At 51.3% G+C, this 13,087-nt stretch carries 11 protein-coding genes; 1 reads left to right on the top strand and 10 read right to left on the bottom strand.

Annotated features, from left to right (window positions below; translation table 11 throughout):
• Positions 1-5: 5 nt before the first annotated feature.
• From ABC831_RS17050 to ABC831_RS17005, 10 genes are all read right to left on the bottom strand, one after another.
• Positions 6-1,607, bottom strand: coding sequence for an amidohydrolase (locus ABC831_RS17050; RefSeq protein ID WP_343249297.1), 1,602 nt, complete (start codon positions 1,605-1,607; stop codon positions 6-8).
• Entirely contained in the window at positions 1,604-2,740 is a 1,137-nt protein-coding gene (locus ABC831_RS17045; RefSeq protein WP_343249296.1) for an aromatic amino acid transport family protein, read from the bottom strand. Before ABC831_RS17045 ends, ABC831_RS17050 begins: the two co-directional genes overlap by 4 nt.
• 36 nt (positions 2,741-2,776) lie before the next feature.
• Positions 2,777-3,304, bottom strand: a complete 528-nt coding sequence (locus ABC831_RS17040; RefSeq protein WP_343249295.1) for a putative immunity protein — start codon at positions 3,302-3,304, stop codon at positions 2,777-2,779.
• Between the two features lie 301 nt (positions 3,305-3,605).
• Complete coding sequence (locus ABC831_RS17035) at positions 3,606-4,805, bottom strand: MFS transporter (protein ID WP_343249294.1); 1,200 nt, start codon at positions 4,803-4,805, stop codon at positions 3,606-3,608.
• A gap of 6 nt (positions 4,806-4,811) precedes the next feature.
• Positions 4,812-5,990, bottom strand: coding sequence for a M24 family metallopeptidase (locus ABC831_RS17030; RefSeq protein WP_343249293.1), 1,179 nt, complete (start codon positions 5,988-5,990; stop codon positions 4,812-4,814).
• A gap of 169 nt (positions 5,991-6,159) precedes the next feature.
• The gene (locus tag ABC831_RS17025; protein ID WP_343249292.1) at positions 6,160-7,221 is read right to left on the bottom strand and encodes an autoinducer 2 ABC transporter substrate-binding protein; all 1,062 of its coding nucleotides are present in this window, start codon (positions 7,219-7,221) and stop codon (positions 6,160-6,162) included.
• A gap of 39 nt (positions 7,222-7,260) precedes the next feature.
• Entirely contained in the window at positions 7,261-8,247 is a 987-nt protein-coding gene (locus ABC831_RS17020) for an ABC transporter permease (RefSeq protein WP_343249291.1), read from the bottom strand.
• 13 nt (positions 8,248-8,260) lie between these two features.
• Complete coding sequence (locus ABC831_RS17015) at positions 8,261-9,223, bottom strand: ABC transporter permease (RefSeq protein ID WP_343249290.1); 963 nt, start codon at positions 9,221-9,223, stop codon at positions 8,261-8,263.
• On the bottom strand, positions 9,220-10,719 hold the full coding sequence (locus tag ABC831_RS17010) for a sugar ABC transporter ATP-binding protein (RefSeq protein WP_343249289.1): 1,500 nt from the start codon (positions 10,717-10,719) through the stop codon (positions 9,220-9,222). The genes ABC831_RS17015 and ABC831_RS17010 overlap by 4 nt, the downstream gene beginning before the upstream one ends.
• 317 nt (positions 10,720-11,036) lie before the next feature.
• Complete coding sequence (locus ABC831_RS17005; RefSeq protein ID WP_343249288.1) at positions 11,037-12,029, bottom strand: LacI family DNA-binding transcriptional regulator; 993 nt, start codon at positions 12,027-12,029, stop codon at positions 11,037-11,039.
• Positions 12,030-12,406: 377 nt separating this feature from the next.
• On the opposite strand from ABC831_RS17005, the gene ABC831_RS17000 reads away from it, so the two are divergent.
• A complete protein-coding gene (locus ABC831_RS17000; protein WP_343249287.1) occupies positions 12,407-12,967 on the top strand; it encodes a manganese efflux pump MntP in 561 nt (186 codons plus the stop codon).
• Positions 12,968-13,087 lie beyond the last annotated feature (120 nt).

Below are 13,087 nucleotides of genomic sequence, written 5' to 3'. Positions count from 1 at the left end.
AGAAGTCAGATCTTATGTCCCGGTCCGGCCATCATAGCCAGGAACTCCGCAACTGATCCCTTTTTTCTTCTGCATGCTTTCCCGTCCAGGTAAAGCTGCCGGATCTGCACATTTCCTATTGTATGACGGTTAAGCTCCAGAAGATTCTGGTCTGAGACCAGAAAATTAGCCCTTTTCCCAACCTCCAGCGTCCCCAGGTCCCTCTCTTCCCCCAGCATGACCGCAGGATTCTTCGTATAAGTGCACAGCGCCTGATACATGGTTAAGGATTCCTCCGGCAGATAAAAATCGATCATTCCAAGCATCTGATCAAACGGATTAATCTCCTGCACCGGAGAATCACTGGAACCGCATACGCATACCCCGTGCTCCGCAAGCGTGCGAAGCGGTACCTGCTGCTGTATCAGTGCCTCCGGCAGGTATTGTTCATAACTCTTCAGATAGTGCCGGTCTATCCAGGAAAATCCGGGCTGTACGGTCACTGCCAGATTTTTGCTGCTGCAGATTCTACGCACAGCTTCCGGTGTGGGAAATTCAAAATGATCCACACGGTGCATCCGCTGCGGCTGAAAACCGGCATATCCATCCAACACCCGGTCGATGGCCGCCTCCCCGATCGCGTGGCTGCTGACCTGGTATCCGGCCTCATCGGCTTTTCGCAGCATTTCGCTGACCTGCTCCTGTGTGTAATAACACTCTCCCTGCGCTCCCGTATCCCGGTATGGAGAATAGAACGCTGCGCTGTGGGAACCCACGGACCCGTCCATTTCCCATACGCCGCAGCCGCCGATCCGGGGTGTTCTCTGGTACCTGCGGTACTGCTGCGCCTGGTCAAGATCGGTAAACTGGGGATACAGCCTCACGCCAATCTCCATATGGGAGGCGATCTTCGCCAGCATCCTGGTCAGCTTATCCTCCGGCACATCCCCGCTGCCATCCAGCGCACATACGGTACCGATTCCGTACTGGATACAGAGGTTTGTAAAGTTCGCCACCCCCCTGGCCAATACCTTCGGCGTCACCGCTTTACCGATCGTCTCCATCACTTTTCCCTGGATAAATTCATGATCCTTTCCGGCAAGGGTCCCGTCATGTCCTTCCTGATATATCCCCAGCTCTTTCATGAGAGCGGTGGACATACTGCTGCTGTGGCCGTCGATATTATAGATTACGATCTTCCTGCCGTCCGTCCACTGATCTAACTCCTGCCGGTTTGGCATCCTTCCCTCCCGTATCCCGGAGACAATATATTGATTCGCCACAAGGATCTCTTTGTTCCGGTGGGCTTTGCACACTTCCTCTATCTTTTGGCGTACGCCGTCCAGCGTATCCGGCACGACTCTGCCGTCCCGGATCTCACAGATCACACAGCTGTTCGCCTGAAGTACCATCGTATACAGCAGATGCAGATGACTGTCTATCAGCGCCGGGAACACGTGTCTATCCTCCAGGGAGCACTCATGAAAATATCCTCCCGGGCGGGTGTCTCCCAGATAGCTGATCCTGCCGTCTGTCACTCCCATATAGCGGTAGCATTCTGTCTCCGAATCCATCGTGTGAAAATAGCCGTCTTTAAACAGGCAATGCTGCATCATAATCGTATTCATACACTCACCACATTTCCGACCGCCATGAGAATATAGGCGATCATAATCAAAATCTGCATCCCGGTCGTGCCGAACCGTCCCAGCAAGGACTCCCCTTCTTCCCGGGAAGCCTTCCGGTATGCCGGGACCACCAGGATCGCCACCAGAATGGCGATCAGGCCGCCGGCCAGCCGCATGAATTCCATAAAACCGGCGATGGGCAGAAAGGTTAACAGTAATGACGGAACTGTCGCCACTACCCAGCAGGCTTTCCGTCCCCACTTCATCTGTTCCTGCACGATATCTCCAAGAGCCAGGGAAATCGACCAGTAGGTGGTCAGCATGGCCAGAACCATGAATACCGATCCAACCACCTGGGCCCAGGCACCGATGCCCTTACTCCAGCCGATCATGGCCATCTCCGTCACTTCCCCTGAAGAAATCAGGGAACACAGGGTAATTACGATGATCAGCACCAGATTATTCATCAGGCCCAGAAATACGGCTTTTCTGATTTTCTTTGTATCTCTGTTCAGCCCGGTCACCGCCTGTGGTATGGAAAAGAAGGCGGAAAAGGCAAACATGGCCATCCCGAAATATGCCATTCCCTGATTCCAGGAACCAGGTGCCATCGGCAAACCACGCTGCGGCTGCAGAAGGGAAGCGGCAGCCAGGATGCCGATCATCACGAAGATCGCCACCACCGCGGCCTTCTCACTGACTCCTACCGCCTTTAATCCGAATAACACCACCACAGCCGCCACCGCGTAGAAGCACAGGCGGGCTGCCAGCATCGGAATTCCTAACGCCGCATTGATAATTTCTGCGGCTCCGGATATGTAGACGGCCAGATTTGTGAACAGTACCAGGGCCATAATCACAAAAAAAGCTATGGTCAGCACTTTCTGGAACCGTCCCTGAAACAGATATCGGGAGAATACCTGGATGAGCTGGGGATTATCCCCGCTTTTAACCGCCATCTCTGCGATCATCATATGCAGGATATAGCTGGCCGCAAATGCTGCGGCCAATATCAGAAGGCTTATGGGGATTCCGTTTTTTTCTGCCAGGTAGGGCATAGCCATGACACCGCCGCCGATTCCGTATCCGGTGATGATACAAGCGCTTTCCCAGGTAGTAAGCTGTTTTTTCATTTTTACCTCCATGTGTGCGTTTTCCCGCACATGCAGTCAACAATACCAGTTGATTTTTGCCGGGTTTTCTTCCTTTTCTACTGCTACTGCCTGCAGGGCTGCCAGCATTTTAGCGCATTCCCCGGACGCGATTTTTTCGTAGACCTCCGGTTTTTCTGCCAGCCCGGCCCTGTCATAGGCAATCGCGGCAGATCCGTAAAACGCAAGTCCCAGTGAATGGGTCGGGGTGTAGATGGCGGCCGCTGCCTGTCCCACGGCTCTGGCCGCCGCCTGGGCCGCGGGGTTATCCTTAGCTTCTTTAGCGGCATTATTTACCTCTGCCACTGCTTTTTTCAGGTCCGGAAGTTTTATCGTGCCATTCTGGTAATCCCGGAACGCCTCCAGCGCTTTCTCGGGACGGCGGTCTTTTGGATAGGCTTTTTGATAGACCGCCGCTATATGTTCCGTCACATAGTCAACGCACCAGTTGGCGATGGTGGTCTTGCTCTGCGTCTCGATCAGACGCATAAGAGCTATAATATAAGGGGAATCTGCACTTCCCAGCATTTTTCTTAATTTTGCCATATCTGTCTCCTTTCCTCTTGCCGGCTGCATGTTTCATTACTTTTGGTTTCCGCTCCTTATGCATGCGGAATATTTCACAGAGTCTTTTCTATTATAACGGTTCTCACCCGGACAGTAAAGCCAATTATGTGAGAGGGGACTGGCACGTTCCGTCAGAAAAGTTGGCCGGCCAGGTAAATCAGGGCGGAAGGGGCCTGTCCCCGGATGTCGGCCCTGCGCGAGTCAACTTCCGGGGACAGGCCCCTTCCGCCCTGATTTACCTGCAAGCTTATTGTTCTGACGGAACGTGCCAGTCCCCTCTCTATTTTTCTGACGGAACGTGCCAGTCCCCTCTCTTCCGGCCGGCGCTCTTTCCGTTCAGATGGATATATAGCCGGAGGATGGCGGCGATCGCCAGGCCGGCCATTCCGGCCATCATCAGATAGGAAGCGCGCACGCCGAACATGTTAAGCGCCCAGCCCATTAGTACCGGAAATAATGCGCCGCCGGCTCCGCAGGCTGAGGCCATAAGACCGGTAACCGCTCCCGTTCTCTCAGGGTATTCCTCTGCAGCGATGCCCATAAGGGCCGGCCATACAGGTCCATAGAATAGCCCCATCAGGAAAAACATGACCGTAACCACATGCAGGTCCGATACAAAATATAACCCGCCCAGCAGAAGCATCGATCCGGTATAACAGATCAACAGCAGCCTGCGTTTCAGCCGGTACAGGATTCCGGAAACGATTCTGGAAAGAATCATCGCAGACCAGAATGCCGCGATCACACCGGATGCTTTTCCGGTAATCTGCAAATCCAGCTCCAAAAAAGTATCAGCAAAATATCCGGTGCCATTTTCGATTCCCACATAGATGACCATCGCGAAGATCAGGCAGCCCATTACCAGATCAGGCCGGAACCGGTGCCCTTCCTTTCCGGAGGGTGTCCCGGCACTTAGCTGCAGAGGCCGCACCTGCGTACATAGCATCGGTACCAGCATACAGGCATACAGTCCCGCCGCCATCCAAAACGTCAGCCTCCAGTCCATTCCGAATCTGCGGATTCCATAATCCACAAGCAGCGGTCCGGCTACCGCGCCCAGGCTGAAACAGCTCTGGGTGAGGCTGATATATCCGCCCGCCTTCTTTGCAAATTGGTCTGTCAGAACTGCCGTCGCGGTGCTCTCACAGACACTGTAACCGGACCCGAGTACGAAAATCCCGGCAAGCACCAGGCCATATCCCGGAGCCGCGACAATCAGCAGACACCCTGCCAGAAATACCAGCATGGCACCCAGTATGACATATTTCTTCCCCCACCGGTCTGACCGCTTTCCAAAAATCAGCGGCATAAGCATAATCGCCCCATACTGCGCGCCGATCATGAGGCCCATAGAGGCCGATGAAATCTGGAATTCTTTTGCCATCTGAAGGACAGACAGCTGAAATCCGCCTGTCTCCAGCCCCAGACCAAACAATAAAATACAAACTACCGGAAATAACAATTTTTCTTTCTTTTTCATCTTATCCTATAGAATCTCTATCACTTCCCTGCGGTAATCAGAGAAGGATTCGGTACCGTCCTCAGTGACCAGGAATCCATCCTCGATCCGCATGCCGATTTGTCTTTCGTCATCTCCCAGATACACACAGGTGCAAAAGGTCATCCCCTCTTCCAGCAGATAATCCGAATTGGATTCAATCCATGGATATTCTCCTTCCATCAGTCCGGTTCCATGGCAGGGACCATACAGGATATGTCCGTCATACCCCAGCTCCTTTAACGTCTGATAGTGGGCTTTGCTTACCGCCCCCGCGTTCACGCCGGCCCTGGCGGTCTCAAGGATCGCGCGCTGGGCGGCTAATCCCGCTTCGATCAGGCCTCTTTGTACTTCATTTGCCCTGCCGATCACCACCGGTCTTCCCATAGTGGAGGCGTAACCCTCATAACGGGTACCGATCTGTATATGAACCAGATCGCCCGGTTCTATCACCTTATTCCGGCACCTGCTGATCGCCTGGTTGGAGCCTTTGCCGGTCAGTATCCAGAAAGGATAGGCCTCGCCTTCCCCGCCTTCCTGGTAGATCACGGACATGGCGATCCCCTTCACCTGATTCTCCGTCATTCCCGCATGGATCTGTTCCACTACCTTTTTCATGGCCAGCTGGGTTATCCGGTAGGCTTCCCTCATACAGGCGATTTCCGCCGGTGACTTGTGCGCCCGGATCTTCGAAACCATCAGGTCGGCTTTCACAAGCTCTGGATTTCCCACCTCCGGCAGAGCCTGCGTCAAGGCCTGGTAGATCACCTGGGTAATGAGACAGGAACCTGCAATTCCCATTTTATGTATCGGCCTGGGACCGGCCGCTTCCCGGATCACCGATGGGAAATCGTCCAGTCTGGCTCCTGGGTATTCCGGCTCGGAGGACTCCCGGAAACACAGAAGTTTTCGTATCTTCGGTATCCTGGAGACATCGCCGGCGAACGTGCCGCTCTCCGGTCCAATTATCAGCAGAGGTTCCCCCTCCGCCGCTATCAGAACACCTGCCGATTCAAACGACGGCCAGTAATCGGAATAGTACCTCACATACTGTGGTTCCGCTTCATTGCCATAAGCCAGAAGCAAATCCAATCCTTCCTGCTTCATCATTTCCTGCGTTTTCCGGATTCTTTCCTTAAATTCCTGGTCTTCTATTCTGATTCTCATAGTTCAGCTCCTTATCTTTTTATTTTAAGTTGTCTGTCTTTTTTTGTCCATTTTAATTTATTTTTTGTATCCAAATTTATCTTTTTGTATCCTTATGTTCAGCAAGGCCGCCGTACCTGGAGAGGACGGCGGCCTTCGCAAACGCTTCGCGGGAACACACTGCCGCGGGTTAGAAATCAAATTCATCCACATTTTCCGTCGTGATGTCCAGTAACTCCGTCATAATAATCTGGTCGTCTTTTACCTCTACCACTCCGACCTCCGGCACATCCTGTCCATCCTCGATCTTTCCGCCGTCCAGCAGTGTCTTCGCCGTGTATACTGCCAGATATCCCAGCTTACCGGGATGCCAGATATTGGCCTCCTGCATGGAGCCGTCCTCCAGATACGATTTTGCCGCAGATGCTTCCACCACGCCGGTTACGATAACATCGCCGTTCTTTCCTGCTTCTCCCACTGCCTGTGCGGCTGCCGGAGGCGCGGGAGTAGTTACTCCAAGCACTCCCTTTAATTCCGGATACGCGGTCATCAGGTTCTGGGTAATCGAGTAAGCCTTGGACTGGTCATCATCACAGGGTTCATAGGCTACCCGGTTCATATCGGGATATTTGGCTTCCTGATACTCTGTGGCATACTTCGCCCATGCGGAACAGTTCTGCGCGGTCAATACGCTGGTGATGATCGCATAATCCCCTTTACCGCCCATATAGTGGGCGAACCGTTCCATCAGATGTTCTCCCAGCACCTGCTCCGAACAGCAGTTGACATAGACTTCCCGCAGCTCGGTGTTATTGACATCCGAATCCCAGGTAACCACCAGAATACCTGCTTCCTTCGCCTGTTCCAGCACCGGTTCGATGGCACTGGCATCCAGCGGTGAGATCGCGATACAGTCAACGCCCTTGGTGATCATATCCTGAACAATATTCGCCTGGCTGGCCGCATCGCCGGTCGTCGGCCCGGTATAGATCACCTCACATCCCAGATCCTCCGCCGCTTTCTGTCCCCAGGTCCCGGACGTCTCAAAGTAGGGTATCCCCACCTGCTGGGGAATCAGCGCGATGGTATATCCGTCGGAATCTTTCGCAGCCCCGGAGTCATTCCCCTGATTTTCACTCACCTGTGCATCCGTACCTGAAGCTGCCTCACCGGATGAATCCCCTTTTCCGCATCCGCTTAACAGTCCCGCGCACATCCCCATAACCAGTAACAATGCAATCCCTTTTCTCATAGTAAATACCTCCTTCATGATTTATATGTAGTTTGTTTCTTATTCACCTACCGCTTTTTTCCCGGCCATCTTCTTCAGACGCAGCTTACTGTTCTCCGTGATCTTGTTGAATACCACTACCAGGACCAGGATGCTTCCGGTGGCCAGCTGCTGCCAGAAGGAAGAGATCCCCGCCAGATTCATGATGTTACTGATCATAGCGAAGATCAGCACACCCACCACGGTGCCTCCAACCCCGCCGATTCCTCCGTCTATACTGGTTCCACCCAGTACCACCGCGGAGATACAGGGCATCAGGAAAGAAAATCCCATATCCGCCCTGGCCGTAGCCACCCTGGATACCTGGATATTGCCTGCAATACAGCACAGAACCGAACAGGTGATATAGGCCAGGAACAGCACTTTTACCGTGCGGATTCCGGAATAGGCACTGGCTTTGATATTATTTCCGATCGCAAACAAATGTTTGCCGAATACTTTTTTCTTCAATATAACCGCCAGCACAACGGTCAGCAGGATCAGGATAACCGCCTGTAACGGCAGGCCCGCCAGTTTATCCTGTCCCAGGAAATAAAACTCTCGCGGTATATTGGAAATGGAATTCCCCTTGCTCAGCACCAGCGCGGCCCCATAAAAGAACATCTGGGTTCCCAATGTGGCGATCATGGGCGGTATCCCGATCAACGCCACCAGGGACGCGTTCAGACAACCGCAGGCCACGGCAGCCGCCAGGCTGATCAGTAATGCCAGAGGAATCGGCATACCCGAGGTCAGGCACAGGCCGGATACCACCGCGCACAGACCCATGGTGGTGCCGGACGCCAGATCATTGCCGCCGGTGATGATCACGATGGTCAGTCCCAGCGCCATGATTCCCATTTCCGACATCTGCTGGAAGATCGACAGGATATTTTTCATGGTCAGGAAATTTTCATTGACCACGGTACCGATGATGACAATCCCCAGAAACGCCGCCATCAGCACGATCCCGTTCAGCGAAAGCCTGATTTTTTTCATCTTTTCCATTTAAACTTCCTCCCTAATCTATCTCTATCATCTGCTTCCTGGAATCCGCTTTTTTCTTACGCAGCACGTCGATGGTTACTGTCACGATAATGATCAGGCCGTACACCAGCTTTTGCCAGTAAGTGGGTACATGGGCGACTACCAGGCCATTTTCTATCACGCCCATCATCAGCACTCCGATCACTGTCCCGCCGATGGTCCCATAACCACCCAGGATGTTGGTTCCCCCGATGACAGCGGCCGCTATGACATTCATCTCCCATCCATTGGACCCGGAGGGCTGGCAGTTGCCCAGGATGCTGTCCAGCACCAGACCCGCCACTCCGCACAGGACACCTGTGTATGTATAGGTCAGGAATACCGTTTTCTTTAGATTCACACCCGCATACCTGGCTGCTTCCCGGTTACCGCCCATGGCATAGATCGAACGGCCGAAATACGTATGTTTGAGTATGTAACCGGAGATCAGGAAGATCAGCAGCGCGTATACGACCGGCAGCGGAATTCCGAACACCGTACTGGAAAATCCGGTAAACCACTTGGGAAGGTTCATTAACCATCTGCCATTGGTGAATACAAGGATAATCCCCCGGTAGATACTGTTGGTACCAAGTGTGATAATGATCGGGTGGATGTCGAATTTGGAAATCAGCACCCCATTGACTGCTCCGGTAATCAGACCGATCAGCAGTGCCGCAAGAACGATGGTTCCCGGATTTCCAAACGGTGTCTCTGCCAGCAGCGCAAGCCATGTGGCGGAGAACATCATCTGGCTGGCCACGGAGACGTCGATGCCGGCCGTGATCAGCACGAAGGTCATTCCGGCCGCCATAATTCCCATGGCCGTGTTGCTGACCAGCACGTTTTTGATATTGGTATAGGAGAAAAATGTAGGCGAATAGATCGTAAGTCCTATGCACAGGGCCACCAGGATCAGGAATACGCTGGTCTCCCTTCTCTCCAACAGCTTTTTCATGCTTTCACCTCCCCCAGAATCGCCTTTTCCATCATCAGGTTCTGGTCCCCGTCTCTGGTGGAATCCTCATGAACGATTCTTCCGTGCCTCATGACGATCACCCGGTCGCTGAGCGCGAATACTTCCTGCCATTCGGAGGACACCATGATAATGGCCATGCCCTGTTTTGCCAGACTTTTTAATAGTCTGTGAATCTCTGTCTTAGAGGCGATATCCACGCCGTGAGTCGGTTCATCGATAATCAGGATGTCGGGCTTTGTCACAAGCCATTTGGCTACCGCGATCTTCTGCTGGTTCCCGCCGCTGAAGTTCTTCGCCATCTTATAGATCTGGCCGGGTTTGATGTTCAGAGTATTGACATATTCCCTGGATACACCCGCCCGCTTCCGGCCGCTTAAGAATCTGGACTTTCCCAGCATCTGGTTTAATATTGACAGGGTGATATTGTCCTCCATTGACATATTCAAAATAAGCCCCTCGTGATGCCGGTCCTCCGGGATAAACGCGATCTTGTGCTTCATGGCCTGAGGAACATTTTTCAGCTCCGCCTTTTGTCCGTGTATCAGGATCTCCCCCTGATCCGGCGGGTTCAGGCCAAACAGTGCTTTGACCGTCTCGCTTCTGCCGGCGCCCACAAGGCCGGTAAAGGCCAGAATTTCACCTTTATGCAAGGTAAACGAGATATCTTTAAAATTTCCCTCTTTGGAAATATTCCGAACCTCCAGGATTTTCTCCGCCGCATAGGATTCCTGATTCAAGGCCTCATAGGTTACAGATCTGCCCACCATCATCTGCACCAGCGTACTCTCGTCCAGTTCTTCTATGTCTTTGCAGCCCACATATTTCCCGTCCTTTAATACCGTCACCCGGTCGGATACTTCGAACACCTCATCCAGCTTATGGCTGATAAAAAGAATCGCAATGTTTTCTTTTTTCAGCTTGCGTATGATCTCATAGAGCATCCGCACTTCGCTGAAGGATAGGGCCGCGGTCGGTTCATCCATAATCAGCAGGCGGGAACTTAAGGAAATCGCCCTTGCGATCGCCACCAGCTGCTGCTTCGCCACACTTAAGTTCCCCAGCAGTTCATGAATGTCCATCTGCACTTCCAACCGCTTTAACGCCTCGGCAGCGATCCGGTCACACTCCTTCCAGTCCACCTTGCCATTCCTGGACCGCCCCAGATAAATATTCTCCGCCACGGTCAGGTTCGGAAACAGGCTCAAATCCTGGTGGATCGCATTAATTCCATGTTTGATGCTGGCATGGACATTGGGAAACTGTACTTCTTCCCCATCCATAAGGATTCTGGCCCCCGGGTCCGGCTGCTGCACTCCGGATATGATCTTAATCAATGTGGATTTACCGGCTCCGTTCTCCCCCATCAGCGCATGTACTTCTCCTTCCCGGATATCCAGCCGGACTTTGTCCAGGGCTTTCACACCCGGAAACGTCATACTTATGTCCGACATTTCTAAAAAGACATGCTCACTCATTCTTTTGCCTCCCTTGATTGTTAATCACTAAATTTGATGTTGTAATTTACTCGAGTACCTTTACTTGCATTTTAGGTTACTCGAGTATATATGTCAACTCCTTTTTTGCATTTTGTATACTATATCTAAATTTTCGACTCGTTTTATGTGCAATTTTTACAAACAAAAAAAGAGCTTCGTTACGAAACTCTCCGTCTGCATCATGTCTGAAAAGGGGACATGTCCATTTCGGTTTGGGACATGTCCATTCCAGTTTGGGACATGTCCATTCCGATTGGACATGTCCCAAATCGAAATGGACATGTCCCCTTTTGATATTAATTCATGGTGTCCTCATCAAACAGATCTTCGATTTCATCCGTTTGCAGGAAAACATCCTGTGGCTTTTCGCCATTCAAATACCGGAGCAGCATATAGAACGCTTCCTTTCCGATCTTCTTCTCCGGCTGGATCGCCTTGATAAAATCCCCCTCCATCACCTCGGAGCCGTCGAAATCCTCAAATCCGGCGATCGGCACCGGCGGCCCGTTCCTCTCTTTCAGTGCGCGCAATACCCCGTAAATACAAAAATTGGTTCCAAGTATAATGGAATCAAACTGTATATCCGGGTCTCTCAGTATCCGGCACATTATTTCATAAGACTGCATTTTGTCATAAATATCATAATACACCAGCCGGTCATCCAGTTCGCAGCCGGCTTCTCTTAGAACCTCCCGGTATCCCTTCATCCGGCAGTGAATCGTATAATCAGACTCTGCCGTGTTTAACAGCAAAGGTCTGCTGCAGCCCCGGCGCATCACCTGGCTCATAAGCTGTCTGGCAGCGGTCTCGTTATCGAACAGAGCCGCCGGATATTTCCCGCTTTCGATCGTCCGGTCAAAACAGACAATCTTATAAGAATATTCATTCTGAAGCGAACCCTCGAAGGAAACCGGGGAAATCAGAATTCCGTCCACCATCCGGCTGGTCAGCATCTTCAGCACATGATTCTCTTTATCCAGCTTCTCTTCCGTCGTGCAGATGATCAGGCTGTAATCCTCCTTATTCGCCAGCTTCTCCACCTTTTGTATAATATGGGTATAGAACGGGTTGCTCAGATGAGGGACCACGATGGCCAATGTCCTGGTAGAGCCGGTTTTTAATGATCTGGCGATGTTATTGGACACATATCCCATCTCCTTCGCCTTCATCCGCACCATCTCAATGGTCTCCGGCTTATAGGATCTGTGTTCCAGTTTATTATTCAATATATCCGATACCGTACACCTTGAAAGATTCAAGGCGTTCGCAATGTCCTTCATTGATACCATAAGGATACCTCCTTGTATCTTTAGGTTACTCGAGTAATTACTATTATACCTAAGTTTTCTTTGTTGTCAACCTTTTTTCGGAAGTGGTGTTTTGGGAAAGCGGCTTTTCTTGTGCGGTGCATCGCTTGTAGCGATATGACGAAGAGAAATGCCACATTTTAGCATTTTATGGATTGACTTGTCGGTGTCCTGTGTTATAATGGACAGAAATAAGGGAGTAGTCAGCGTTTGAACGTGATAAAGTCAACATACTGGAAGAGGATTCCTGGCTTTGTATGAAATGACGAGACTTATCTGTACACAACAGGTGGGTCTTTTTTTATGGGAAATTCTAGTGAGCCTCCTGTCGTGTCTATAACAGAACAGGAGGATTTTTTATGGGAACTTGGGAACTTTTTATCTTGGCGGTTGGTTTATCTATGGACGCGTTTGCAGTCTCTGTCTGTAAGGGGCTTTCGGTCCGGAAAGTCCATGTGAAACACGCACTTCTGGTGGGCTTGTACTTTGGAGGCTTTCAGGCGCTGATGCCCCTGATCGGTTATCTGCTGGGACGGCAGTTTCAGACGCTTATCACAAATGTGGATCATTGGATCGCCTTTGTCCTGCTATCTGTGATCGGTATTAATATGATCCGGGAATCCAGATCATGTCCGGAACAGCTGAACGATTCTTTTGGCCTGAAGGTGATGCTGATTCTTGCTCTCGCTACCAGTATCGATGCGTTGGCTGTGGGTGTCACTTTTGCATTTCTGAAAGTGGAGATTCTGCCTGCGATTTCTTTCATCGGTGTGGTTACTTTCGTCTTTTCAGTCTGCGGATTGCTTATTGGCAATTTGTTCGGGGCCAAATTGAAATCAAGAGCCGAGATCTTTGGAGGGATCGTCCTGATTCTGATCGGCCTTAAGATTTTGCTGGAACATCTTGGTGTGATTGGGTGATCAATACACACTTTTTATGTTTTAAATCATCCGGATTTTATGATTCAAGTAATATTGTGTTACTGTTTATACATAATTGGATTTTATTTATAACACGCCGGCTGCATTTTTATGATGCAG

The organism is Diplocloster hominis, assembly GCF_032380655.1.
GTDB classification, from domain to species: Bacteria; Bacillota; Clostridia; order Lachnospirales; family Lachnospiraceae; genus Diplocloster; species Diplocloster hominis.
The sequence above is the reverse complement of the archived record's forward strand: the minus strand, read 5'-3'. Positions and strand labels throughout refer to the sequence as shown.